The organism is Pseudomonas sp. ADAK18, assembly GCF_012935695.1.
Taxonomy (GTDB): domain Bacteria; phylum Pseudomonadota; class Gammaproteobacteria; order Pseudomonadales; family Pseudomonadaceae; genus Aquipseudomonas.
Genome location: NZ_CP052859.1, coordinates 91627 through 116470, shown reverse-complemented (window position 1 = coordinate 116470; position 24844 = coordinate 91627). Strand labels below are relative to the sequence as shown.

Genomic DNA, 24844 nt, shown 5'->3' with positions numbered 1-24844 from the left:
CTAATTACTCGAACCAATGGGCTCGGGCGGCCATGATCAACTTGCCGGCACGATCATCGTCAATGCCGTCGATGTCGAGCAGGTCGTCAATAGACTGCTCGGCCAGGTCTTCGCGGGTAATTACGCCGCGCACCGCCAGTTCCATCGCCAAATCCTTGTCCATACCCTCAAGCGAGAGCAGGTCTTCGGCCGGATGGGCGTCTGCCAGCTTTTCCTCAGTAGCGATGGCTTTAGTCAACAAACGATCCTTGGCCCGAGCGCGAAGCTCGTTGACGGTGTCTTCGTCAAAGCCGTCGATGTTGAGCATTTCTTCCAACGGTACGTAGGCAATCTCTTCCAGGCTGGTAAAGCCTTCATCTACCAGCACCTGCGCCAGGTCTTCGTCGACTTCCAGCTCGTCGATGAAGTTGCGCAGGATGTCACCGGTTTCTGCTTGCTGCTTAGCCTGGATGTCCGATTCGGTCATCACGTTCAGGGTCCAACCAGTCAACTGGCTGGCCAAACGTACGTTCTGACCACCGCGACCAATGGCCTGAGCCAGATTGTCTGCGCCAACGGCGATGTCCATCGCATGGGCATCCTCGTCAACGATAATTGCCGCCACTTCTGCAGGCGACATGGCGTTGATCACGAACTGCGCCGGGTTGTCGTCCCACAGGACGATATCCACACGCTCACCGCCCAACTCGCCCGATACGGCCTGGACGCGCGAACCGCGCATGCCAATGCAAGCACCTTGCGGGTCGATACGCTTGTCCTTGGAGCGGACCGCGATCTTGGCACGCGAACCCGGATCGCGGGACGCAGCCATGACTTCGATCAGGCCTTCGGCAATTTCTGGCACTTCGATACGGAACAGCTCGATCAGCATTTCCGGCGCGGTACGCGACAGGATCAACTGAGGGCCGCGGTTCTCGGTGCGGATTTCCTTGAGCAACGCACGCAAACGCACGCCAACTCGGAAAGTTTCGCGGGAAATGATGTCTTCACGGGCCAGCAACGCTTCAGCGTTGTTACCCAGGTCAACGATCACATTGTCGCGGGTCACTTTTTTCACGGTGCCGGAGATGATTTCCCCCAGGCGCTCGCGATAGGCGTCAACGACTTGAGCACGTTCGGCTTCACGAACCTTTTGCACGATGACTTGCTTGGCAGTCTGTGCAGCAATACGGCCGAACTCGATGGACTCGATCTTTTCTTCGACGACCTCACCAACCTGAGCGCCTGGGTGCGTTTCAGCAACCTTGCTCGGCCAGGTTTCGATGGCCGGATCATCAAGATCGGCCTCTTCGACGACCGTCCAACGACGGAAAGTCTCATAGGCACCGGTGTGGCGATTGATTTCCACACGCAGATCAACTTCGTCTTCAAAACGCTTTTTGGTAGCAGTGGCCAGGGCCAGCTCCAGCGCTTCAAAAATCACGTTTGCCGGTACGCCCTTTTCATTGGATACCGACTCAACAACCAGCAGTACTTCTTTGCTCATCGTACGCCTCGCCTTTCGCAAGCCATTGGATCCGCGGGATCCGCGTCTCAGTCAAAACTGGGAATAATGTTGGCCTTGTCGATCATATCGATCGGCAACAGAAACTCATGGTCTTCAACCTGCACCACGACGTCCTGTTCTTCTACGCCGCGCAGAAGGCCCTGAAAGTTGCGCCGCCCTTCAAAGGGAGAGCGCAGCTTGATCTTCACTTGTTCACCGGCAAATTTTGCATACTGCTCAATAGTGAACAGTGGGCGTTCCATGCCAGGCGAGGAAACTTCGAGGGTGTACTCAACGGCAATCGGATCTTCAACATCCAGAACACCGCTGATCTGACGGCTGACAATGGCACAATCGTCCACCAGCACGCCGCCCTCTTTATCGATATAAACGCGCAACATTGAGTGGCGACCTTGAGCCGAAAACTCAATACCCCAGCATTCATAGCCTAGGGCCACGACCACCGGGGCCAACAAGGCCTGCAACTCTTCTAGCTTGCTCGACACCTGAACCCCCTCGTGCATGTATGTGCATGCTGTGCAAAATAAAAAAATGGGCGAAACGCCCATCCTTGAAACGCCGTCGAATAGCGGCGTTGAAAGTGTCCAGCTAACAAAAAGCCCCTTAAAAGGGGCTCCGCTAAAACTGGTTGCGGGGGCCGGATTTGAACCGACGACCTTCGGGTTATGAGCCCGACGAGCTACCAGACTGCTCCACCCCGCGACAAAGCTGGGGCGGAAGTATACGACCGATCCCTTACAGGGTCAATGTAACCTTCCACCTACAAGAAAGCCCGCAACAGCGGGCTCTCCTGATAATTGGTACCGAGAAGGGGACTCGAACCCCTACACCCTATGGGCACAACCACCTCAAGGTTGCGTGTCTACCAATTCCACCACCTCGGCAATACTACGTTTGAAACCCTTCTTACTTCTGCTCTTGAGCTGGAGGCACGTCAGTCGCTGGAGTAGCCGACTTTTGCTCTTGAAGCACCGGGACATCATCAGAAGCCGGTTTTGCTTTTGGTACTTCCAACACTGCTGGATTTGGGAGACCTACCTGAGTCAGCACATGAGCTTTCTCTTTAGCAAAGTAACCTAACCCCAAGCTGGTTATGAAGAAACCGGCGGCAAGTATAGCAGTAAACTTACTAAGAAAGGTAGAGGAACCTTGGCTTCCGAACACAGTATTTGAAGCACCTGCCCCGAAAGACGCACCAGCGTCCGCACCTTTACCCTGCTGCAGCAAAACCAGAGCAACTACGCCCAGCGCACCCAGCAGATGAAAAACAACGATGACTGTTTCCAGCATTTTTTCAGTTTCCCGCGGCGCGACAAATCGCACCGAACTCATCTGCATTCAGGGAAGCTCCACCAATGAGCCCCCCATCGATATCCGGCATGCCGAACAGTTCGACCGCATTGGCCGCCTTCACGCTGCCGCCGTATAGAAGCCGCACACCTCGTGCGACCTCAGAATTCTCTGCCGCCAACTGCGCACGAATGGCTGCATGCACATCCTGCGCCTGTTGCGGCGAAGCAGTCAGCCCGGTGCCAATGGCCCAGACCGGCTCGTAAGCAATTACTGCATTTGCAAAGGCACCGACTCCCAGCTCCTCAATGATACTGCCCAGCTGACGCCCGACAACCTCAAGAGTTTTTCCGGACTCGCGCTGCTCCAGGGTCTCCCCTATGCACAGCACCGGAACCAAGCCGCAAGCCTGTGCCGCCGCGAATTTTCGATTGAGTGTCCCATCACGCTCGCCCATCATCTGACGGCGCTCGGAGTGCCCAACAAGCACCAGGGAACATCCCGCATCAACCAATTGACTCGGTGCAATCTCACCGGTCAATGCACCTTGCATGGCTTCCACCGCAGAGTTCTGCGCGCCGACCTGAATCGACTTGCCTTTCAAGCCATCAATCACTTGATTGATATACAAGCAAGGCGGGAATACCGCGACATCAACACCGCTTGGCAAGGCCAAATGACGAAGGCCATTGATCAGCTCAGCGACACTGGCGCGGGTACCGTGCATTTTCCAGTTACCAGCTACCATAGTGCGACGCATGCTGTACCTCGTCGGTCAAAGTGGGCGCAGATGTTACCCAACCACATCATCACTGGCAAGCCGAATTCAGGCGCAAACTTCAGTTACCAGTTTTGCCAGCTCTTCGGCATAGCCACGAACCTGTGTTTCGTCCTCGCCTTCGACCATTACGCGAACCAGAGGCTCGGTGCCCGACTTGCGCAGCAAGACTCGCCCACGGCCTGCCATCGCCGCAGTAACACGCTCGCTAGCCTCTTTGACGGCCGGATGCTCGATAGGATTCGCACCGCCCGCAAAACGGACATTGAGCAGCACCTGCGGACATTTGCGCAGAGCCTGGCGAGCCTGGGCAAGGCTTTCCTCACGACGGCGCAGGGCCAGCAGCACCTGAAGTGCCGCGATGATCGCATCCCCAGTGGTGGTGTGCTGGAAGCAGACAACATGCCCCGAGTTCTCACCACCCACCTGCCAGTTGCGCTCCAGCAACTCAGCGATTACGTAACGATCGCCGACGTTGGCGCGCACGAACGGAATCCCCAAATCTGCCAGAGCCAGCTCCAACCCCAGATTACTCATCAAGGTGCCGACAACGCCACCTTGCAGCCTGTTACGCTCGTGCAAATCGCGGGCAATGATAAACAGCAGATCATCACCGTCGACAATCGCACCGGTGTGATCGACCATCAGCACTCGATCACCATCACCATCGAACGCGATACCCAGGTCGGCGTGCTCAGCCAAAACCGCAGCCTGCAACTGCCCCATATGGGTCGAGCCGCAATTGTCGTTGATGTTTAAACCGTTAGGCTGGGCCGATAGCACAGTAACTTGCGCACCCAGCTCCTTGAACACGCTGGGCGCCACCTTGTAAGTAGCACCGTGAGCGCAATCGATGACCAGCTTCAAGCCGGCAAAATTGGTACTGCTTGGTACGCTGCTTTTGCAAAACTCAATGTAACGACCGGAAGCGTCGTTAATTCGCGAGACCTTACCCAACTTGCCCGACTCGACGACGGTCATCGGCGCATCCAGCAACTCTTCGATCATGTGCTCGATCTCATCCGGCAGCTTGGTACCCTGCCCCGAGAAGAACTTGATGCCATTGTCATCATGCGGATTGTGCGAGGCGCTGATCACAATACCGGCTTCAGCGTGAAAGGTCCGCGTCAGGTAAGCGATCGCTGGTGTAGGCATAGGCCCCAGCAACATGACATCAGCGCCCGCAGCGGACAGGCCCGCCTCCAGCGCAGACTCAAACATATAACCCGAGATCCGCGTGTCCTTGCCAACCAATATGCGACAGGCGCCCATACTGCGAAACGCCATGCCAGCAGCCCAGCCGAGCTTGAGCATGAAATCAGGAGTAATAGGAAATTCGCCGACCCGACCACGTATGCCGTCGGTGCCAAAATATTTTTTAGTCATAAGTGCTCCATCATTCTTATTCGGCTGATTCTACAGCTGCGATCATCCGTACCACATCCACCGTCTCGGCTACGTCATGCACACGCAAGATACGCGCGCCCTTGACCACAGCAAGCGCCGCGAGAGCCAGACTGCCGTGCAGCCGCTCCCCCACCGGACGATTCAACGCCTGACCTATCATGCTCTTACGCGAAACCCCGACCAACAAGGGGCGACCAAGGGCATGCAGGGACTCCATATGCTTGAACAGACTTAAATTGTGCTGCAGGGTTTTAGCAAAACCAAACCCGGGATCGAGGATGATCCGCTCGCGAGCAATTCCTGCTGCGCCACACTGAGCAACACGCTCAGCAAGAAACCCCGTCACCTCACCCACAAGATCGTCGTAATGTGGGTCATCCTGCATTGTGCCGGGCTCTCCAAGCATATGCATCAGGCACACTGGTAATCCGGTGGCTGCAGCAGCATCCAGTGCACCATCACGCTGCAGGGAGCGCACATCGTTGATCAAGCCTGCACCTAGGCGCGCAGTTTCGCGCATGACGGCTGGCGTAGACGTATCAACAGAGATGATTACATCCAGTTCGCGATGGATGCGCTCGACAATTGGCGCAACACGCTCCAGCTCCTCCAGGGGAGAAACCGCACGAGCGCCGGGACGTGTCGACTCACCACCGACATCGATCAAGGTGGCGCCAGCAGCCACCATTGCCTCGGCATGACGCAGCGCCGCCTCAAGCTGACTAAAGCGGCCACCGTCGGAAAAAGAGTCGGGAGTTACGTTAAGAATGCCCATGACATGTGTATGGGCTAAATCAAGAACCCGACTGCCGCAAGGCAGCCGGGTCGAGGACAACGCAGAAGTCATTTCAAACCTTAATGGTCGGCCGCCGGGCCGCCGATCGGGGTTTCGGGGCGCTCGCTCTCTACCACTGGAGGAGTTCCCGAAGTACCCGAGCCACCTTCCCAATCGCGAGGCTCGCGTGGAGTGCGACCAGCCATGATGTCGTCGATCTGTTCGGCATCAATGGTCTCGTACTTCATCAAGGCGTCAGCCATTGCATCGAGCTTGTCGCGGTTATCTGTAAGGATCTGCTTAGCCGTGCCATAGCACTGATCAATGATGCTGCGCACTTCGGAGTCAATCAGCTTGGCTGTCTCACCAGAGAAGCTGGCACCTTGACCGCCACCCCCACGACCCAGGAATACTTCGCCTTCCTCTTCGGCGTACATCAGAGGACCGAGTTTTTCCGACAGACCCCACTTGGTCACCATGTTTCGTGCAATCTGGCTGGCGCGCATGATGTCGTTGGATGCGCCGGTGGTCACGCCGTCAAAGCCCAAGGTCATCTCTTCAGCAATACGGCCGCCATACAGCGAGCAAATCTGGCTGATCAAGGCACGCTTGGAGAGGCTGTAGCGATCCTCTTCCGGCAGGAACATGGTGACACCCAGCGCACGACCACGAGGAATGATCGACACCTTGTAAACCGGGTCATGCTCAGGCACAACGCGACCGACAATGGCGTGACCGGCTTCGTGATAAGCGGTGTTCTGCTTCTCTTTTTCGGACATGACCATGGACTTGCGCTCAGCGCCCATCATGATCTTGTCTTTTGCCAGCTCGAACTCTTTCATCTCAACGATACGCTTGCCGGTACGAGCGGCAAACAGCGACGCCTCGTTCACCAGGTTGGCCAAGTCAGCACCGGAGAAGCCCGGAGTACCACGAGCAATCACGGCCGGAGCCACGTCGTCGCCCATTGGCACTTTGCGCATGTGTACTTTCAGGATCTGTTCGCGACCACGGATGTCCGGCAGGCCAACCACAACCTGACGGTCGAAACGGCCCGGACGCAGCAACGCCGGGTCAAGTACGTCAGGACGGTTAGTAGCGGCAATCACGATGATGCCATCGTTCATTTCAAAGCCATCCATCTCAACCAGCAATTGGTTGAGGGTCTGCTCACGCTCATCATGACCACCACCCATGCCGGCGCCACGATGGCGACCAACGGCGTCGATTTCATCGATGAAAATGATGCAGGGCGCGTGTTTTTTGGCCTGTTCAAACATATCGCGAACACGGCTGGCACCGACACCGACGAACATCTCGACGAAATCGGAACCGGAAATGGTGAAGAAGGGGACTTTGGCTTCGCCAGCAATGGCCTTGGCCAGCAGGGTCTTACCGGTACCTGGAGGGCCAACCATCAGAACGCCGCGAGGAATACGACCGCCCAGGCGCTGGAATTTGCCCGGATCACGCAGGAACTCAACCAGCTCGCCCACTTCTTCCTTGGCTTCGTCGCAACCTGCAACGTCAGCCAGGGTAGTTTTCACCTGATCTTCGGAGAGCAGGCGCGCCTTGCTCTTGCCGAAGCTCATCGGCCCGCCCTTGCCACCCGCACCACCTTGCATCTGGCGCATGAAGAACATGAATACGGCGATAATCACCAGAATCGGGAAGCTGGCGACCAAGAGCTGAGTCCAGATGCTTTGCTGTTCAGGCTGCTTGCCTTCAACGACCACATGGTTATCCACCAGGTCGCCGATCAGGCCATTGTCCTGAATTGCCGGACGAATGGTCTTGAAGCTGTCGCCATCGTTGCGCTTGCCGGTAATCACATAGCCATCCACGGCTACGCGCTCGACCTTGCCATCCTTAACTTGCTGGATGAAGTCGGAATAGTTGAGGGTCTGCGGCTCATTAGGGCTGGAGAAGTTGTTCATCACCGTCACCAGGACAGCCGCGATGATCAACCACAGGATCAGATTCTTTGCCATATCGTTCAATTAACTACCCTCTGAAGCAAGCTCCGCTACTGGCGCGTGCTTCGCATGATATTCACCGGCCTAACTTACTACATTACCTACAACTCTGGCAGGCGCCGTCTGTAACCCTTTGTGAAACTTTGACTACACAATATTCGTAAAGCTTCATGACGAAAGCGATATAAAAAAACCTATCGCCTTCGTCGAATTCCTCAAAAACGCTCTTCGCTGGCAGCGCCTTCAATGCCACGGAAACCGCGACCCAGCAAATACTGCTCGCGAGACCTGTCTCGCGAAGAGTCTGGCTTGCGCGTCTGCACCTTGTCGAACAGCTTGCGGATGTTCTTGTGATACTCATCGAAACCTTCACCCTGGAAGACCTTGACCAGAAAATCACCACCTGGACGCAAAACCCGACCAGCCAGATCCAATGCCAACTCACAAAGAAACATCGCTCGAGGCATATCTACAGCTGGTAATCCACTCATATTGGGGGCCATATCGGAAATCACAAGGTCTACCTGCGAATTTCCAACGGCCTCGAGGATCTGCGCCAGCACCGCATCCTGGGTAAAATCGCCATGAACGAAGGTCACGTCCGGGATACTGTCCATTTCCAGGATATCGGAAGCGATCAGACGACCTTGCCCACCAATCAGACGACTGGTCACCTGGGACCAGCCACCCGGGGCTGCGCCAAGATCAATTACGCTCATGCCAGGACGGATCAATTTGTCCTTTTCCTGGATCTCCAACAGCTTGTAGCTGGCTCGGGAGCGGTAGCCATCCTTTTGCGCCATTTTGACGTAAGGGTCGTTGAAATGTTCTTGCAGCCACTTAAGACTAGTTTTGGAACGGGCCACGGGCCACCTCGAAAATAAAACGGGTCGTGATTAACTGGGCGGTCCCGGACTCGCTCGGGTAAACTGGCCGCCGCTTTTTACAAGATCAGACGCAGGGGTCAGATTATGCCGCTCACTCAAGAGCAGAAGAAACAGTACAAATCCATTGGCCACCATCTGAAACCAGTTTTGATTGTGGCTGACAACGGTTTGACTGAAGGTGTGTTAGCCGAACTTGAACGCGCATTGAGCGATCACGAACTGATCAAGATCAAGGTCAACATCCTTGATCGCGAGTCGCGCCTTGCGGCCATTGCAGAACTCTGCAAGGTCGGTAAGGCAGATCTGGTTCAGGTCATTGGCAAGATGGCGCTGCTGTATCGCAAGAATTTCAGCGTCAACAAGCAACTGTCGAACGTTCATCGCTTCAAATGATTACAAGGGTCACGGGCGTGCTTCGCGCGCCCTGCCACTCCATCCTGGCGCGGGTTGCACAACCAACACCAGGCCGGAGAACCCTAGCACAAGATAGCTGAATAGCTGCCAGCGCAACGCCTCCGGCAGCCAGATGCGTACCACGCAGTACATTGCGCAGGCATACAGCGCCATCAACAGCAGTTGCCCGCGAATATCCCGCCACAAACTCCCCAAGCCTTCGGCCTTGATTAGTACCAGTGCCTGAAGCGTCACGCACGCCGCCGCAAAACCTACCAGCAACGCACTCAATAATCCGCCGATCTCATCGATCAGCAACGGAGCCAGGCCAATCAGGCCCAGCGCCGGTAGCACGCCAATGTGCAACAGCCATAGGCCGCCAACCCAGAGCATCTGGGCAAACTGCCAAAGCATGGCGCCCGCACGTAGCGGGCGCCGTCTTTCAGATGTGACGAACTTCGACAATCTCGTACTCAATCACGCCACCAGGCGTCTTGACGGCCACCACATCCCCCTCTTCCTTGGCAATCAAGGCACGGGCCAGCGGCGAACCGACGGAGATCTTGCCGAGTTTGAAGTCAGCCTCGTCCTCGCCCACGATGTGATAAATCACGCTTTCGTCGGTCTCGACGTTGGCGATTTCCACGGTGGTACCGAAAATCACCTTGCCGGTTTTCGGGATAGTCGTGACGTCGATGATCACCGCATTCTGCATACGGCCTTCGATATCACGGATCCGCGCCTCGACCATACCCTGCTGCTCACGAGCAGCGTGGTATTCGGCGTTTTCCTTCAAATCACCCAACTCGCGGGCCGTACCGATATCCTGGCTGAGCTTCGGACGGACGACCTTGGTCAGATGAGCGTGCTCTTCTTCCAGGGCCTTGGCACCCTGGACGGTCATTGGGTATTTGATCATGCCTTCAATCCTGCGTGTAGATCCTGCAAGCGACGCACGGTCTTTTCCGGACCGAACTTGAGCGCTTCGCAGATAGCTTCGCCAGCAGCAATAGTGGTGGTGCAGTAGATCTTGTGCTGCAAGGCGTTACGACGAATGGAGTACGAGTCCGCGATCGACTGGCGACCTTCAGTGGTGTTGATGATCAGGGTGACTTCGTCATTCTTGATCATGTCGACCACATGCGGACGACCTTCCGTCACCTTGTTTACGCGACGCACTTTCAGACCGGCAGCCTCAATCAGCTTGGCGGTCCCGGCAGTAGCCACGATTTCGAAGCCCAAGTTGATCAGATCACGGGCCACGCCTGCAACCAGTGGTTTGTCATCATCACGCACACTGATGAAGGCAGTACCGCCGGTTGGCAACACTTCGCTGGCACCCATCTGAGCCTTGGCGAATGCTTCACCGAAGGTATCGCCCACACCCATCACTTCACCGGTGGACTTCATCTCTGGGCCCAGGATCGGATCCACACCAGGGAATTTGGCGAATGGGAACACCGCCTCTTTCACGCTGTAAAAGTTCGGAATGATTTCCTTGGTGAAGCCGATTTCCTTCAGGGTCTTACCGGCCATCACACGGGCGGCAATCATCGCCAAGGAAACACCGATGCACTTGGAAACGAAAGGTACGGTGCGGGAAGCGCGCGGGTTGACTTCGATAACGTAGATGTCTTCGCCTTGCAGCGCCAACTGTACGTTCATCAGGCCAACCACACCCAACTCCAGGGCCATTTTCTTGACCTGCTCACGCATTTCGTTCTGGATGTGCACCGGCAGCGAGTACGGCGGCAATGAACAAGCGGAATCACCGGAGTGAACGCCAGCCTGTTCGATGTGCTGCATGATCGCGCCGATCACGACGTCGGTGCCGTCGCAAACCGCATCCACGTCCATCTCGATGGCGCAGTTGAGGAAGTGGTCCAGCAGCACCGGGCTGTCGTTGGACACTTTCACTGCATCGCGCAGGTAACGCTTGAGTTCTTCTTCTTCGTAGACGATTTCCATCGCCCGGCCGCCCAATACGTAGGACGGACGCACCACCAGCGGATAACCAATCTTGCTGGCTGCGCGGATCGCTTCATCTTCGCTGCGCACGGTGGCGTTTGGCGGCTGACGCAGGTTCAGGCGCTCAACCATTTGCTGGAAGCGCTCACGGTCTTCGGCACGGTCGATAGCGTCAGGGCTGGTACCGATGATCGGTACGCCAGCGGCTTCGAGTGCGCGAGCCAGTTTCAACGGGGTTTGGCCGCCGTACTGGACGATCACGCCTTTTGGCTTCTCGACGCGACAGATTTCCAGTACGTCTTCCAGCGTTACCGGCTCGAAGTACAGACGGTCGGAAGTGTCGTAGTCAGTGGAAACAGTTTCTGGGTTGCAGTTGACCATAATGGTCTCGTACCCGTCTTCGCGCAGGGCGAGAGCGGCGTGTACGCAGCAATAATCGAACTCGATGCCTTGGCCGATACGGTTTGGACCGCCACCCAGGATCATGATTTTGTCGCGGCCCGACGGCGCGGCTTCGCACTCTTCCTCGTAGGTGGAGTACATATACGCGGTATCGGTTGCGAACTCGGCCGCACAGGTATCAACACGCTTGTAGACTGGGAAGATATCCAGCTTGTGGCGATGGGTGCGCAGGTTCTTCTCGGTCACACCCAGCAGCTTGGCCAGGCGCATGTCAGAGAAGCCTTTGCGCTTGAGGCGGAACATCAGGTCGCGGTCGATAGAGGACAGACCGAGGGTCTTGACCTTCTCTTCTTCCTTGATCAGATCTTCGATCTGCACCAGGAACCACGGGTCGATCATATTCATGCCGAAGATGTCTTCGACGGTCATGCCGGCGCGGAAAGCATCGGCCACGTACCAGATACGCTCGGCACCCGGCACGGTCAGCTCGCGCTTGAGCACGCTCATGCTTTCCGGGTTGCTCAGGTCGAGTTTCTCGTCCAGACCGCAAACACCCACTTCCAGGCCACGCAGCGCTTTCTGCAGGGACTCCTGGAAGGTCCGGCCGATAGCCATGACTTCACCGACCGACTTCATCTGAGTGGTCAGGCGAGCGTCGGCTTTCGGGAATTTCTCGAAAGCGAAGCGTGGCAGCTTAGTGACGACGTAGTCGATCGACGGCTCGAAGGATGCCGGCGTTGCGCCGCCAGTGATTTCGTTTTGCAGTTCGTCCAAGGTGTAACCGATCGCCAGCTTGGCAGCGATGCGCGCAATCGGGAAGCCGGTAGCTTTCGATGCCAGCGCCGAAGAACGCGATACACGCGGGTTCATCTCGATCACAACCATGCGGCCAGTGTCCGGGCAGATGCCGAACTGGACGTTGGAGCCGCCGGTTTCCACGCCGATCTCACGCAGTACCGCCAGGGAGGCGTTACGCATGATCTGGTATTCCTTGTCCGTCAGGGTCTGTGCTGGCGCAACAGTGATCGAGTCACCGGTGTGCACGCCCATTGGGTCAAAGTTTTCGATGGAGCAGACGATGATGCAGTTGTCCTTCTTATCGCGGACAACCTCCATCTCATATTCTTTCCAGCCGATCAGGGATTCGTCGATCAGCAGCTCTTTGGTCGGCGACAGGTCCAGACCACGGGCGCAGATTTCTTCGAACTCTTCACGATTGTAAGCGATACCACCACCGGTGCCGCCCATGGTGAAGGATGGACGGATGATGCACGGAAAACCAAGCTTCTCGAGGACCAGATTGGCCTCTTCCATGCTGTGGGCAATACCCGAGCGCGGGCAATCCAGACCGATGGACTTCATCGCCTTGTCGAAACGCGAACGGTCTTCCGCCTTATCAATGGTGTCAGCATTGGCGCCGATCATCTCTACGCCGAACTTCTCCAGAACGCCTTCGCGCTCCAGGTCCAGTGCGCAGTTCAGGGCGGTCTGGCCACCCATGGTTGGCAACAGCGCGTCCGGACGCTCTTTTTCGATGATCTTGGCAACGGTCTGCCACTTGATCGGCTCGATATAGGTGGCGTCGGCCATGTCCGGGTCGGTCATGATGGTGGCCGGGTTGGAGTTCACTAGGATGACGCGGTAACCCTCTTCGCGCAGAGCCTTACAGGCCTGGGCGCCGGAGTAGTCGAATTCGCAGGCCTGGCCGATCACGATCGGGCCAGCGCCGAGAATCAGGATGCTTTTTATGTCTGTACGTTTTGGCATGGGTTTGTCACTCAAATCCGCAGGTCAGTCGGCAAGCCGTCTTGAACAATCTTTGAAGAGCCTGAGGGACCGCCGATTTTCGGGGCCACCTTCAGGCCGCTTACTCAGCGTCGCTTGGCCATCTCATTGATGAAACGGTCGAACAGCGGCGCTACGTCGTTCGGGCCCGGGCTTGCTTCAGGGTGGCCCTGGAAGCTGAACGCACTCTTATCGGTGCGCTCGATGCCTTGCAGGGAACCGTCAAACAGCGACTTGTGAATCGCCCGGACATTGCCCGGCAGAGTCGCTTCATCCACCGCAAAACCGTGGTTCTGGCTGGTGATCATCACCACGCCAGTGTCCAGGTCCTGCACCGGGTGGTTGGCACCGTGGTGGCCGTGGCCCATTTTCAGGGTCTTGGCGCCGGAGGCCAGTGCCAGCAGTTGGTGACCGAGGCAGATACCGAATACCGGAATCTCGGTTTCCAGCACGTCCTTGATAGCCTGGATGGCGTAGTCGCAAGGCTCAGGATCACCTGGGCCGTTGGACAGGAACACGCCGTCTGGCTGCAGGGCCAGCACATCGTTGGCTGGGGTTTGTGCCGGCACTACAGTCACGCGGCAACCGCGCTCGACCAGCATGCGCAGAATGTTGTACTTGATGCCGTAGTCGTAGGCCACGACGTGGTAAGGCAGATCAGCGGCCTCGATGGTCGCGTGGCTGTCGGTCTTCAAGTCCCAGACAGTGGAGCGCCACTCGTACTGCTCCTTGGTGCTGACGACTTTTGCCAGGTCCATGCCTTTCAGGCCAGGAAAACCTTGGGCCGCTGCAATCGCCGCTGCTTCGGAAATGTTGTCACCGGCCATGATGCAGCCGTTCTGCGAGCCTTTTTCACGCAGGATGCGTGTCAGGCGGCGCGTGTCGATACCGGCGATCGCCACAACGTTGTTGGCTTTCAGGTAATCGGACAGGGACATCGTGTTACGCCAGTTGCTCGCAACCAGTGGCAGGTCACGAATCACCAGACCCGCGGACCAGACACGATCAGACTCGACGTCTTCCGGTGTAGTACCGGTGTTGCCGATGTGCGGATAGGTCAGGGTAACGATCTGTTGGGCGTAGGAAGGATCGGTAAGGATTTCCTGATAGCCGGTCATGGCGGTGTTGAACACCACCTCTCCAACGGTCTGACCGTCGGCTCCAATGGCTTCGCCGCGAAAAATGCTGCCATCAGCAAGGGCGAGTATGGCTGGCTTAGTCAAGAAGACCTCCCGTAAATAAAGCCTGAAAGGGCGATCGCAGGTTGTAAAAAAGCGGAGTGACGTATGGACACGTCACCCCGCTTCTTCACCGAATTATTCTGCGCGCTTTTAGTGGACACACTAAAGCTGTAGCTTACAGAAAAAGGCTTTTTTGGTCCACCGCTAAAGAGCCTTAAAGGCAGGGGAATGCGACAGGACGTCGCTTAGCGGGTAAAAACAGGGCCCAAGGTTAAAGCCTAGACCCCGTTTTAGCTACTTCTTAATGCAGATCGAGCACGTCGCGCATGTCGTAGAGGCCAGGCTCACGACCGTCCAACCACAGCGCCGCACGCACCGCGCCCTTGGCGAAGGTCATGCGACTGGACGCCTTATGCGTGATTTCAAGACGTTCACCTTCGGTCGCGAACAGCACCGTGTGATCACCCACCACATCACCACCGCGAACGGTGGCAAAACCGATAGTGTCGCGAGCACGGGTACCGGTATGACCCTCACGGCCATACACCGCCACTTTCGAAAGATCTCGCCCAAGGGCATCGGCAATCGCCTCGCCCATACGCAGCGCTGTACCGGACGGCGCATCAATCTTGTGCCGATGATGAGTCTCGATGATCTCGATATCAGCCTCATCCCCCAGGACGCGCGCCGCCATATCGAGCAATTTCAGCGACAGATTGACGCCGACACTGAAGTTGGCCGCGAACACGATCGGAATATCCTTGCCCGCCTCGACCAGCAGTTGCTTCTGTTCTGCACTCAAGCCAGTAGTACCGATCACCATGGCCTTGCCCGCCTTGCGGCAGAACGCCAGGTTTTTCAGCATCACTTCGGGCAGAGTGAAGTCGATCAGCACGTCGAACTCGTCAGCGACCTGCTCCAGATTGCCGGACAACGAAACGCCAATCCGCCCCAGGGACGCCAACTCACCAGCGTCCGCACCAATCAAGGTGCTGCCAGGACGAACAATCGCCGCCGTCAGCCCGGAGGCCGGCGAACGCTGCTGCACTGCTTCGACCAGGGTCTTGCCCATGCGCCCGGCAGCGCCCATCACCGCGATACGTCGCATACTCACTTCCTTACAGGTCGCCGAAGAAGCGCTTCACGCCTTCGAACCAGCCGGTGGTTTTTGGCGAATGGGTGTCATCGCCTGCCAGGGAGCTGCGGAACTCTTCCAACAGTTCGCGCTGACGACGACCCAGGTTCACCGGAGTCTCTACCGCCACACGACACATCAAGTCGCCAGCACCGCCACCGCGTACTGGTGCAACGCCCTTGCCACGGATACGGAACTGCTTGCCGGTCTGCGTCCCCTCAGGGATCTTGAGCTTGACCCGACCATCCAGCGTCGGAATCTCCAGCTCGCCACCCAAGGCCGCATCGACAAAGCTGATCGGTACTTCACAGAACAGATGCTTGCCGTCGCGCTGGAAGATCGAGTGCTCACGCACGTTGATCACCACGTACAGGTCGCCCGTAGGACCGCCCTGAGTCCCCGCCTCGCCCTCACCCGACAGACGAATGCGGTCGCCGGTATCAACACCCGCCGGCACTTTCACCGAGAGGGTCTTGTACTCTTCGACGCGCCCTTCGCCGTGGCAGGAGTCGCACGGATCGGAAATAATCTTGCCTTGGCCATGGCAGCGCGGGCAGGTTTGCTGCACCGAGAAGAAGCCTTGCTGCATGCGTACCTGGCCAATACCGCCACAGGTCGGGCAAGTGATCGGCGAGGAACCTTTCTTGGCGCCCGAACCATCACACGGCTTGCAGTTGACCAGCGTCGGAACGCGAATATTGACGCTGGTGCCACGCACCGCCTCTTCAAGATTCAGCTCCAGGGTATAGCGCAAGTCGCTGCCACGCTGGGCACCGCCACGCTGGCCACCGCGGCCGCCACCAAAGAAGTCGCTGAACACGTCGCCGAAAATATCGGAGAAGTTCTGACCACCGAAACCGGCACCACCACCGCCCATGCTTGGATCGACACCCGCGTGGCCATACTGATCGTAGGCCGCCCGCTTGTTCGGATCACACAGGCATTCGTAGGCTTCATTGGCCTCTTTGAACAAATCTTCGGATTCTTTGTTATCCGGATTACGGTCCGGGTGGTGCTTCATCGCTAAGCGACGGTAGGCCTTTTTCAGGTCCGCCTCGCTGGAGCCGCGCTCCACACCCAATACTTCGTAATAGTCACGCTTTGCCATAAGTCTTTGCACTCTTAAGGACGTTCGGCAAAACCCTCCTGAGCCTTGCCAAACTCGTTGAGCCCCAATACAGGCCCGGACCCAACTCACGTCAATTCAACGATCCTGGTCTTTACTGCTTTCAGCCGAGACCCAGCTAAAAACGCGGTACCGTCGCTCGGAAAGCAGGAGCATTCCCGATCACACCGCCAGCATCCGAGCGTTGTCGCATGCTGTAAAAATTCGCTTACCCCAGACACGCCAACGCGGGAGCAAGCTCCCGCGCGGCGACATCCTACCAGTCACCGCTTGTGAGCGGTCAACCGGGCGACCAAGTTACTTCTGGTCTTTAACTTCTTCGAACTCAGCATCGACAACATCGTCGTGCTTGGCTTCAGGTTCTGCCTGGTGTGCAGCACCCTCAGCCGGCTGGCCTTGTTCGGCATACATTTTCTGAGCGATTGGCGCAGAGACTTTCGACAGCTCTTCAACCTTCGCTTCGATAGCGGCCTTGTCGTCGCCTTTAACAGCGGCTTCCAGGGCAACTACTGCTGCTTCGATTGCAGTTTTCTCTTCGGCAGTCACTTTGTCGCCAGCGTCAGCGACCATTTTGCGAGTCGAGTGAACCAGTGCATCACCCTGGTTACGGGCAGCGGCCAGCTCTTCGAACTTGCGATCTTCGTCAGCATTGGCTTCAGCATCACGGATCATCTGCTGAATTTCTTCCTCGGACAGACCCGAGTTAGCCTTGATCACGATCGACTGAGTCTTGCCAGTGGCCTTGTCTTTAGCGCCTACGTGCAGGATACCGTTGGCGTCGATGTCGAAGGTCACTTCAATTTGTGGCACGCCACGTGGTGCTGGTGGAATCTCGGCCAGGTCGAACTTGCCCAGGGACTTGTTCTGACCGGCTTGCTTACGCTCACCTTGCAGCACGTGAATGGTCACAGCGCCCTGATTGTCGTCGGCAGTCGAGAACACTTGCGATTTCTTGGTAGGAATCGTGGTGTTTTTCTCGATCAGCGCAGTCATCACGCCGCCCATGGTTTCGATACCCAGAGTCAGCGGGCTTACGTCCAGCAGCAGCACGTCTTTCACGTCGCCGGCCAATACCGCGCCCTGAATGGCAGCACCCATGGCAACTGCTTCGTCCGGGTTGACGTCTTTACGCGCTTCTTTACCGAAGAACTCGGTGACCAGCTTCTGAACCAGTGGCATACGGGTCTGACCGCCTACCAGGATCACGTCGTTGATCGAACCAACGTCGATACCCGAGTCTTTCAGCGCGATGCGGCAAGGCTCGATAGTGCGTTGAACCAGGTCTTCTACCAGCGCTTCCAGCTTGGCGCGGGAAATTTTCACGTTCAAGTGCTTAGGACCGGTGGCGTCTGCTGTGATGTACGGCAGGTTCACGTCGGTCGAATTGCTCGAAGACAGTTCGATCTTGGCTTTCTCAGCGGCTTCTTTCAGGCGCTGCATCGCCAGCGGGTCACCCTTGAGGTTCATGCCGCTTTCTTTCTTGAATTCGTCAACGAGGTAGTCGATCAGACGAATATCAAAGTCTTCACCACCCAGGAACGTGTCACCGTTGGTGGCCAACACTTCGAACTGGTGCTCGCCATCGACTTCAGCGATTTCGATCACGGAAACGTCGAAAGTACCGCCACCCAGGTCGTAAACGATCACGGTGTGGTCGCCCTTGGCCTTATCCATACCGTAGGCCAGAGCGGCTGCGGTTGGTTCGTTGATGATACGTTTCACGTCCAGGCCAGCAATACGGCCGGCGTCTTTGGTCGCCTGGCGCTGGCTGTCGTTGAAGTAGGCCGGAACGGTGATCACCGCTTCGGTCACTGCTTCACCGAGGTAGTCTTCGGCGGTTTTCTTCATCTTTTTCAAGATTTCAGCCGAGATTTGCGGCGGCGACATTTTCTGGCCGTTTACTTCAACCCAGGCGTCACCGTTGTCAGCCTTGGCGATTTTGTAAGGGACCATCTTGATGTCTTTCTGTACGACTTCTTCGTCGAACTTACGACCGATCAGACGCTTCACCGCGTACAGGGTGTTATGCGGATTGGTCACAGCTTGACGCTTGGCGGACTGGCCCACCAGGATTTCGCCGTCGTTGGCATAAGCCACGATGGACGGAGTGGTGCGCGCGCCTTCGGCGTTTTCAATAACTTTAGCTACGCCGTTTTCCAGCACGGAGACGCAGGAGTTGGTAGTCCCCAGGTCGATACCGATAATTTTGCCCATGTTAACTCTCCCGAAACTTGGATTTTGTTGCCGCAGCAGTGGTGGCTAACTGCGGTAGCACTTAAACGCTTGACTTATAGATGGGGGCCTTGCGACCGATTTCAAGCCTGCTCGTCAATCGAAGGGGCGACGGATACAGGAGCCTTGCTCACCACCACCATCGCTGGACGCAACAAGCGACCATTGAGCTGATACCCCTTCTGAAACACTTTCAGCACGCTGTTCGGCTCAAGATCAGCACTTTCCTGCATCGCCATCGCCTGGTGATGCTCGGCGCTGAACGGCTCGCCGCCTTGTGGATCGATAGCTTCCAGCTGATAACGCTTCAGGGTGTCCTGGAACATTTTCAGCGTCAGCTCGATCCCTTCGCGCATTGGGCGGATGTTTTCGTCGTCCGGGTTGGACAACTCAAGGCCACGCTCAAGGCTGTCGATGATCGGCAACAGATCACCGGCAAATTTTTCCAGCGCAAATTTGTGGGCTTTTTCTACATCCTGCTCGGCACGGCGGCGGACGTTCTGCAGATCGGCGGCAACACGCAAAGCCTGATCCTGCGCGCCTGCCAATTGCTCTTCGAGCACTTGTACACGAGCCACCAGGTCTTCACCTGCTGCTGGCGAGGCCTGATTGGCGTCTGGATTTTGCGTATCCTGCGTCTGTTCGTCAGCCATAGATTTCTCCTTTCAAAATCATGCGCGAACTCGACTCGCGCTTCTGTTCCGGTATATGGGGCCACAATTTTCAGGTTCAAGGGCACGAGCGTTACCAAAAGTCTTTCACTTGCCTCAGATTAATTCCCACGACTCATTCCTCTTCGCGCTAAAAAAATAAGTAGATCAAGCAAATCGAGCTAAGCGTCAGGATTGTCAGCGCCAAACAAAACACTGTATAAATAACCAGACCTAAAGCCTGGGAGCGGCCGTCATGCTGGTGCACCTGTCCGTACATAACTACGCCATCGTCGAACATCTGGATCTTGAGCTGGATCGCGGGATGAGCGTAATCACAGGCGAAACCGGCGCCGGCAAGTCGATTATGCTCGACGCTCTCGGCCTGACCCTGGGTGATCGCGCCGACAACGGAGTCGTTCGCCCCGGTGCCGACAAGGCCGATATTCTCGCTACCTTCGACCTCGCGGACATCCCCGAAGCCGAGGCCTGGCTTGCCGAGCGCGACCTTAATAATGACGGCCCGTGCATCCTGCGCCGCGTCATCACCGCTGAAGGCCGGTCGCGCGGCTACATCAATGGCACACCCTGCCCCCTCGGCGACTTGAAAGCCTTGGGCGAACTGCTGATCGACATCCACAGCCAGCATGAACACCAGTCCCTGCTGAAAACCGATACTCATCGTCGTCTGCTCGACGAATACGCCGGCGCCACCGACCTCGCGCGCCAAGTGCAATTGGCCGCGCAGCGCTGGCGCCAGACCCGTCAGGAGCTGGAGCGCCTTTCCAATTCCGGCGACGAGCAGCGCGCCCGCCACCAATTGCTCAGTTACCAGCTGGAAGAACTGGAAAGCCTGGGGCTGGGCGAGACCGAACTGGAGCAACTGGAGCAGGAACATAAGAACCTGACCAACGCTGAAACCCTACTGGGCATCTGCCGCCAGGTGGTGGAACAGTGCAGCGAAAGTGATTCAGGCAATGTACTCAACGCACTGACTGCCAGCCTCAATCGCCTGTCCAGCGTGAACAACGCCTCAGGTTCGCTAAATGAAGCCACCACCCTGCTGACCAGCGCACAGATTCAGGTGGAAGAGGCGGTGGGTGAACTGAATCGATTCCTTGACCACTTCGATGCCGATCCTGCGCGCCTGCAAGAGATAGAAGAGCGGCTAGACACTATCTATACGCTGGCACGCAAACATCGTATCCAGCCGACCGAAGTCGCAACAATGCAGCAGAAGCTGCTGGATGAAATCGAAACCCTGGATGCCAACGACGAATCCATCGAGCGACTGGGGGAGGAGCTGGCCTCCTTCGCACGCCATTATCAGGAAAAGGCTCGTCAGCTAAGTGATTTGCGCCAACAAGCGGCGACCAGTTTGGCCAGCGCCGTGGAGCAGGAAATCCAACGATTGGGCATGCCGGGTGGACGCTTCACCATCGAGTTGCATCCCAACAGCAGCAATGAGCTATTACCCAATGGCCTGGAGCAAGTAGAACTGCTGGTCAGTGCCAACCCCGGCCAACCACTCAAGGCATTGGCGAAAGTAGCCTCCGGCGGCGAGCTGTCGCGGATCAGCCTGGCGATCCAGGTCATTACCGCCCAGACCTCACGGGTACCAACGCTGGTATTCGATGAAGTAGACGTGGGTATTGGCGGCCCAACGGCGGAAATTGTGGGTCAACTGTTGCGCCGCTTGGGGGAACGCGGACAGGTGCTGACCGTCACCCACTTGCCACAAGTGGCCGCACAGGGACATCAGCACCTGTTTGTCCATAAGGTTCGAGGCAACGATGCAACCCATACGGCCGTGTCCAAGCTGAACAAAACCGAAAGGATTGAAGAGGTGGCACGCATGCTGGGCGGTATTGATCTGACCAAGGAATCCCTGGCTCACGCGAAGAAAATGGTGGTAACCGCGAAGGTCTTAGCCACCACTCACTGACAATTTCCGCTCAATAGAAAGCACGAAGGCGACCCTAAGGTCGCCTTCGATCGTTTCGCAGAGCGAATCTGCGTAGCTTTCTTACTTTTTCTTACGTATGTACAGAACCAAATTGTGATCCACCAATTCGACCCCGTGCTCTTCGGCGATAGCCTTCTGCAGCTTCTCGATTTCCGGGCTGACGAATTCAACAACCTCGCCAGTTTCCACATCGACCATATGGTCGTGGTGGCCGCTATCGGCCAGTTCGAATACTGCATGACCGCCGTCGAAATTATGACGAACCACCAGCCCTGCGGCTTCAAACTGGGTCAGTACACGGTAAACCGTGGCCAGGCCGACGTCCTCGTTAGACTCCATGAGTGCCTTGTATACATCCTCGGCACTCATATGGCGCTGCTCAGCAGAATCGAGCATTTGTAGAATCTTGACCCGTGGCAGAGTCACTTTAAGACCGGCTTTGCGTAGTTCGCTATTTTCAACCATGGTTAGCTTTCTCGCGGATGCTGCTTCGCAGCTTCTCTTAATACGGGTATGATCGGCGTTTACGTTGTCCCAGCCAAGATAGTGGAAGTCGCCCACCGATGCAAAACACCAAGCTCTTGCTAACCAGTTTCACCTTTGTGGGACTGCTCGCACTCGCCGGTTGTTCATTCCCCGGGGTTTACAAAATCGACATCCAGCAGGGCAATGTCGTCACGCAGGACATGATAGACCAGTTACGCCCGGGAATGACCCGACGGCAAGTACGGTTTATCATGGGTAACCCCCTGCTGACCGACACATTCCATGCCGATCGCTGGGATTATCTCTATAGCATCCAGCCTGGCGGCGGTGAACGCCAACAGGAGCGCGTCAGTGTCATCTTCAATGGCAATGACCAGCTCGTCAGCCTGTCGGGTGACTTCATGCCAGGCGTAAGCCGTGATGAAGCCTTGATGGGCAAGGACAACGGCACCAACGTCACTGCGCCTGCGCAGAACGTCGAGAAGCCCAAGTCCGAGGAGCCAGCCAAGCCAGGCTCCTTGCTGGACCAGATCCAGAAAGACGTCGACGGCGTACAAACCGTTCCGGTCCCGACTCCAGAACCTCTGGACGCCAGCCCGCAATAAGTTTGTAACGCACAACAAAAAGCCCGGCATGCCGGGCTTTTTGTTGTCTGCAACTTCATCAAATCAAGAGTTCTGCTGCTTCGCCTTGGCAGCCTTGGCGGCACGTAGTCGGCGAACTTCCTTGGGATCAGCCAGCAATGGGCGGTAAATCTCGATACGATCTCCAGCTTGCACCGCACGGACATCCGCATCTGCCACAACCTTGCCGAAGATCCCCAAAGGGCAAGCCATCAGATCCAGTTCCGGAAACTGTGCAGCAATCCCCGCCCCCAGCACCGCAGCCCTCAGGCTGGAGCCCGGAGCAACGGACAACGCAAGCAGCACCTGACGATCCACATCGGCATACACCACCTCAATCTCGACCAATGACTCAGCCATGTAGTTGCTTGGCCCGCTGACAGAACGCATCCACCAGCGTATTGGCCGCCTGATTGAACAGCGGCCCGAGGGTCGCACGAACAATAGGTCCAGCATAATCAAACGATAAATCCAGGCTGATCTTGCAGGCCTTGTCATTCAGCCGCTTGAATACCCAGACACCGTGCAACTGAGTGAACGGCCCCTCCTCCAGATTCATCTCGATCGATTGGCCTGGCACCAAGGTGTTTCGTGTGACGAAATGCTGACTGAGCCCACCCTTGGCCACTGCCAGGCTGGCGCGCATGTGCTCATCACTGCTCTCCAGCACCTCGGCAGACGAACACCAAGGCAAGAATTCCGGATAACGCGCCACGTCATTGACCAAGTCATAGAGCGCTTGCGCCGGATAGGGCAGCAGGGCCGAACGTTGAATATGCGTCGTCATGTGAGCGTTATTTCCACAGCTGAGCGGCAAACACTACGAGAATGCCGATAGGCGCTATATAGCGCATCAAGAAGAAAGCCAGGGCGAACATTACCGGGCTGCGAATCGACAGCTCATCCCGAACCGCTTCGCGCCCCATCACCCAACCTGCAAACACCACGAAACACAAACCGCCCAAGGGCAACATGATTCGTGAGGTAAAGAAATCAATGACGCCAAAGAAATCCAGACCGTTGATGGCACCCCACTGATAGAGGTGAAAGACACCATCATCGTTCACGAAAAACTTGGCCTGCTGCCAGATGTTAAAGGAAAACACTGTTCCCAAACCAACAAACCAACAACTGAAAGCCAGCCAGAAGGTAACCCAAGCGCGACGAACCTTTGTACGCTCCACCAGATACGCGACCATCGGTTCCAGCAAAGAGATTGCCGAACTCCAAGCTGCAATGGCCACCAGTACAAAAAACACCACCCCCATCAATTGCCCGAACGCCACATTACCAAAGGCAAATGGCAGGCTGACAAACATCAAGCCGGGACCTTCACTTGGGCTCAACCCAGCAGCGAAGACAATCGGAAACAGCGCCATCCCCGCCAACAGTGAAACGAACGTATCCAGCAGCGCCACGCCCACCACTGTTCCGGAGAGCGATGCCCCTTTTGGCATATACGCCCCGTAAATCATGATGGAGCCGACACCGACACTCAGGGAAAAGAATGCATGCCCCATGGCCGGCAACAATCCCTCGAGCAAGCGCTCGGAATTGAAGTCGAACATGAAATGCACACCCTGCATGAAGTGCCCGGTGGTCATGCTATAGCCCAGCAGCACCAGCAACATTACGAACAACAACGGCATCATGATCCGTAAACTGCGCTCCAACCCGGCCACTACACCCCGGGCGATCACTACGGCAGAAAGCACCATGAAGAGTGTGTGCCAGAATGTCAGGCGCCAAGGGTCCGCTACGACCTTGCCGAAGTAGGCCCCTACCTGGTCGGACGTTACCCCCTGAAAATCGCCGCGCCCCATATCGATGATGTAGTCCAGGGACCAGCCACCGACCACGCTATAAAAAGACAGGATCAACAACGCAGTGATCATTCCGGCAAAGGCCCACCAAGACCAACGCGCAGAATGCCCCGCCTCCAACGCGAGTACCTTCAAGGCGTTCGCCGGACTTTTCCGGGCACGCCGGCCAATCAGGGTTTCGGCCAACATGACTGGCAGGCCGATGAGTGCGATGCACGCCAGAAACACCAGGACAAACGCCCCACCGCCATACATCCCCACCATGTAGGGAAACTTCCAGATACTTCCCAACCCTACCGCAGAACCGGTGGCAGCGAGTACGAAGACCCAGCGGCTCGCCCACCCTCCGTGGACAGAAACCTTGTCCGTCGACATCGTTAACACGCCCAACCGATCAAAAAAGAGCGCGCATTGTCCGGGATTCAAACAACACGCTCAAGCACGCAGGTTGACC

Annotated in this window: 23 protein-coding genes and 2 tRNA genes; 3 read left to right on the top strand and 22 right to left on the bottom strand. The window is 56.7% G+C overall.

From position 1 onward, the window contains the following. Positions 1-4: 4 nt before the first annotated feature. From nusA to rlmE, 10 genes are all read right to left on the bottom strand, one after another. Entirely contained in the window at positions 5-1486 is a 1482-nt protein-coding gene (gene nusA / locus HKK55_RS00500) for a transcription termination factor NusA (protein ID WP_169352878.1), read from the bottom strand. A 47-nt stretch (positions 1487-1533) separates the two neighbouring features. Then, complete coding sequence (gene rimP, locus HKK55_RS00495) at positions 1534-1992, bottom strand: ribosome maturation factor RimP (protein WP_169352877.1); 459 nt, start codon at positions 1990-1992, stop codon at positions 1534-1536. Between the two features lie 140 nt (positions 1993-2132). After that, a tRNA-Met gene (locus tag HKK55_RS00490) sits at positions 2133-2209 on the bottom strand. 96 nt (positions 2210-2305) lie between these two features. Then, positions 2306-2391, bottom strand: a tRNA-Leu gene (locus tag HKK55_RS00485). Positions 2392-2413: 22 nt separating this feature from the next. Continuing rightward, the gene (gene secG, locus HKK55_RS00480) at positions 2414-2797 is read right to left on the bottom strand and encodes a preprotein translocase subunit SecG (RefSeq protein ID WP_026078118.1); all 384 of its coding nucleotides are present in this window, start codon (positions 2795-2797) and stop codon (positions 2414-2416) included. Positions 2798-2801: 4 nt separating this feature from the next. After that, entirely contained in the window at positions 2802-3557 is a 756-nt protein-coding gene (gene tpiA / locus HKK55_RS00475; RefSeq protein ID WP_169352876.1) for a triose-phosphate isomerase, read from the bottom strand. 66 nt (positions 3558-3623) lie between these two features. Then, positions 3624-4961 carry a phosphoglucosamine mutase gene (glmM, locus tag HKK55_RS00470; RefSeq protein WP_169352875.1) on the bottom strand — a complete coding sequence of 446 codons (1338 nt, stop codon included), beginning with the start codon at positions 4959-4961 and terminating at the stop codon, positions 3624-3626. Positions 4962-4977: 16 nt separating this feature from the next. Next, the gene (gene folP / locus HKK55_RS00465; protein WP_169352874.1) at positions 4978-5829 is read right to left on the bottom strand and encodes a dihydropteroate synthase; all 852 of its coding nucleotides are present in this window, start codon (positions 5827-5829) and stop codon (positions 4978-4980) included. Positions 5830-5837: 8 nt separating this feature from the next. Next, entirely contained in the window at positions 5838-7748 is a 1911-nt protein-coding gene (gene ftsH / locus HKK55_RS00460) for an ATP-dependent zinc metalloprotease FtsH (RefSeq protein WP_155584227.1), read from the bottom strand. 200 nt (positions 7749-7948) lie between these two features. Further along, positions 7949-8599: a 23S rRNA (uridine(2552)-2'-O)-methyltransferase RlmE gene (rlmE, locus tag HKK55_RS00455; RefSeq protein WP_169352873.1), complete on the bottom strand. Its 651-nt coding sequence runs from the start codon at positions 8597-8599 to the stop codon at positions 7949-7951. A 105-nt stretch (positions 8600-8704) separates the two neighbouring features. Here rlmE and HKK55_RS00450 point away from each other — a divergent pair, with 105 nt between their 5' ends. After that, a complete protein-coding gene (locus HKK55_RS00450; RefSeq protein WP_169352872.1) occupies positions 8705-9013 on the top strand; it encodes a YhbY family RNA-binding protein in 309 nt (102 codons plus the stop codon). A gap of 9 nt (positions 9014-9022) precedes the next feature. Here the strand turns inward: HKK55_RS00450 and HKK55_RS00445 are convergent, their stop codons facing one another. From HKK55_RS00445 to grpE, 8 genes are all read right to left on the bottom strand, one after another. Next, a complete protein-coding gene (locus HKK55_RS00445; protein ID WP_169352871.1) occupies positions 9023-9427 on the bottom strand; it encodes an MFS transporter in 405 nt (134 codons plus the stop codon). A gap of 28 nt (positions 9428-9455) precedes the next feature. Then, on the bottom strand, positions 9456-9932 hold the full coding sequence (gene greA / locus HKK55_RS00440; protein WP_169352870.1) for a transcription elongation factor GreA: 477 nt from the start codon (positions 9930-9932) through the stop codon (positions 9456-9458). Beyond that, the gene (gene carB, locus HKK55_RS00435) at positions 9929-13150 is read right to left on the bottom strand and encodes a carbamoyl-phosphate synthase large subunit (RefSeq protein ID WP_169352869.1); all 3222 of its coding nucleotides are present in this window, start codon (positions 13148-13150) and stop codon (positions 9929-9931) included. Before carB ends, greA begins: the two co-directional genes overlap by 4 nt. Positions 13151-13254: 104 nt before the next feature. Continuing rightward, the gene (gene carA, locus HKK55_RS00430) at positions 13255-14391 is read right to left on the bottom strand and encodes a glutamine-hydrolyzing carbamoyl-phosphate synthase small subunit (RefSeq protein ID WP_169352868.1); all 1137 of its coding nucleotides are present in this window, start codon (positions 14389-14391) and stop codon (positions 13255-13257) included. Positions 14392-14650: 259 nt separating this feature from the next. Next, positions 14651-15457, bottom strand: coding sequence for a 4-hydroxy-tetrahydrodipicolinate reductase (gene dapB / locus HKK55_RS00425; protein ID WP_169352867.1), 807 nt, complete (start codon positions 15455-15457; stop codon positions 14651-14653). A 10-nt stretch (positions 15458-15467) separates the two neighbouring features. Then, positions 15468-16592 carry a molecular chaperone DnaJ gene (gene dnaJ, locus HKK55_RS00420; RefSeq protein ID WP_010174305.1) on the bottom strand — a complete coding sequence of 375 codons (1125 nt, stop codon included), beginning with the start codon at positions 16590-16592 and terminating at the stop codon, positions 15468-15470. Positions 16593-16907: 315 nt separating this feature from the next. Next, a complete protein-coding gene (gene dnaK, locus HKK55_RS00415) occupies positions 16908-18824 on the bottom strand; it encodes a molecular chaperone DnaK (RefSeq protein WP_169352866.1) in 1917 nt (638 codons plus the stop codon). A 101-nt stretch (positions 18825-18925) separates the two neighbouring features. Then, positions 18926-19495, bottom strand: coding sequence for a nucleotide exchange factor GrpE (grpE, locus tag HKK55_RS00410; protein ID WP_169352865.1), 570 nt, complete (start codon positions 19493-19495; stop codon positions 18926-18928). A 253-nt stretch (positions 19496-19748) separates the two neighbouring features. Here grpE and recN point away from each other — a divergent pair, with 253 nt between their 5' ends. Beyond that, entirely contained in the window at positions 19749-21437 is a 1689-nt protein-coding gene (gene recN, locus HKK55_RS00405; protein ID WP_169352864.1) for a DNA repair protein RecN, read from the top strand. Positions 21438-21518: 81 nt separating this feature from the next. Here the strand turns inward: recN and fur are convergent, their stop codons facing one another. Beyond that, on the bottom strand, positions 21519-21923 hold the full coding sequence (gene fur, locus HKK55_RS00400) for a ferric iron uptake transcriptional regulator (protein WP_010174299.1): 405 nt from the start codon (positions 21921-21923) through the stop codon (positions 21519-21521). Positions 21924-22021: 98 nt separating this feature from the next. Here fur and HKK55_RS00395 point away from each other — a divergent pair, with 98 nt between their 5' ends. Beyond that, positions 22022-22549 (top strand): outer membrane protein assembly factor BamE, encoded by a 528-nt coding sequence (locus tag HKK55_RS00395; protein WP_169352863.1) that lies wholly within the window; start codon positions 22022-22024, stop codon positions 22547-22549. Between the two features lie 63 nt (positions 22550-22612). Here the strand turns inward: HKK55_RS00395 and HKK55_RS00390 are convergent, their stop codons facing one another. The 3 genes from HKK55_RS00390 to HKK55_RS00380 are packed head-to-tail and all read right to left on the bottom strand — an operon-like array spanning position 22613 to position 24765. Further along, entirely contained in the window at positions 22613-22927 is a 315-nt protein-coding gene (locus tag HKK55_RS00390) for an RnfH family protein (protein WP_169352862.1), read from the bottom strand. Next, the gene (locus HKK55_RS00385) at positions 22920-23354 is read right to left on the bottom strand and encodes a type II toxin-antitoxin system RatA family toxin (protein ID WP_155584217.1); all 435 of its coding nucleotides are present in this window, start codon (positions 23352-23354) and stop codon (positions 22920-22922) included. Before HKK55_RS00385 ends, HKK55_RS00390 begins: the two co-directional genes overlap by 8 nt. A gap of 7 nt (positions 23355-23361) precedes the next feature. Next, on the bottom strand, positions 23362-24765 hold the full coding sequence (locus HKK55_RS00380; protein WP_169352861.1) for a sodium-dependent transporter: 1404 nt from the start codon (positions 24763-24765) through the stop codon (positions 23362-23364). Positions 24766-24844: the final 79 nt, after the last annotated feature.

Bases quoted from the DNA above. Each gene is read 5' to 3' on its own strand.
- nusA (WP_169352878.1), bottom strand. From the start codon at position 1,486: ATGAGCAAAGAAGTACTGCTGGTTGTTGAGTCGGTATCCAATGAAAAG.
- secG (WP_026078118.1), bottom strand. From the start codon at position 2,797: ATGCTGGAAACAGTCATCGTTGTTTTTCATCTGCTGGGTGCGCTGGGC.
- tpiA (WP_169352876.1), bottom strand. From the start codon at position 3,557: ATGCGTCGCACTATGGTAGCTGGTAACTGGAAAATGCACGGTACCCGC.
- glmM (WP_169352875.1), bottom strand. From the start codon at position 4,961: ATGACTAAAAAATATTTTGGCACCGACGGCATACGTGGTCGGGTCGGC.
- folP (WP_169352874.1), bottom strand. From the start codon at position 5,829: ATGACTTCTGCGTTGTCCTCGACCCGGCTGCCTTGCGGCAGTCGGGTT.
- ftsH (WP_155584227.1), bottom strand. From the start codon at position 7,748: ATGGCAAAGAATCTGATCCTGTGGTTGATCATCGCGGCTGTCCTGGTG.
- HKK55_RS00450 (WP_169352872.1), top strand. From the start codon at position 8,705: ATGCCGCTCACTCAAGAGCAGAAGAAACAGTACAAATCCATTGGCCAC.
- HKK55_RS00445 (WP_169352871.1), bottom strand. From the start codon at position 9,427: ATGCTTTGGCAGTTTGCCCAGATGCTCTGGGTTGGCGGCCTATGGCTG.
- greA (WP_169352870.1), bottom strand. From the start codon at position 9,932: ATGATCAAATACCCAATGACCGTCCAGGGTGCCAAGGCCCTGGAAGAA.
- carB (WP_169352869.1), bottom strand. From the start codon at position 13,150: ATGCCAAAACGTACAGACATAAAAAGCATCCTGATTCTCGGCGCTGGC.
- dapB (WP_169352867.1), bottom strand. From the start codon at position 15,457: ATGCGACGTATCGCGGTGATGGGCGCTGCCGGGCGCATGGGCAAGACC.
- dnaJ (WP_010174305.1), bottom strand. From the start codon at position 16,592: ATGGCAAAGCGTGACTATTACGAAGTATTGGGTGTGGAGCGCGGCTCC.
- dnaK (WP_169352866.1), bottom strand. From the start codon at position 18,824: ATGGGCAAAATTATCGGTATCGACCTGGGGACTACCAACTCCTGCGTC.
- grpE (WP_169352865.1), bottom strand. From the start codon at position 19,495: ATGGCTGACGAACAGACGCAGGATACGCAAAATCCAGACGCCAATCAG.
- recN (WP_169352864.1), top strand. From the start codon at position 19,749: ATGCTGGTGCACCTGTCCGTACATAACTACGCCATCGTCGAACATCTG.
- fur (WP_010174299.1), bottom strand. From the start codon at position 21,923: ATGGTTGAAAATAGCGAACTACGCAAAGCCGGTCTTAAAGTGACTCTG.
- HKK55_RS00395 (WP_169352863.1), top strand. From the start codon at position 22,022: ATGCAAAACACCAAGCTCTTGCTAACCAGTTTCACCTTTGTGGGACTG.
- HKK55_RS00390 (WP_169352862.1), bottom strand. From the start codon at position 22,927: ATGGCTGAGTCATTGGTCGAGATTGAGGTGGTGTATGCCGATGTGGAT.
- HKK55_RS00385 (WP_155584217.1), bottom strand. From the start codon at position 23,354: ATGACGACGCATATTCAACGTTCGGCCCTGCTGCCCTATCCGGCGCAA.
- HKK55_RS00380 (WP_169352861.1), bottom strand. From the start codon at position 24,765: ATGTCGACGGACAAGGTTTCTGTCCACGGAGGGTGGGCGAGCCGCTGG.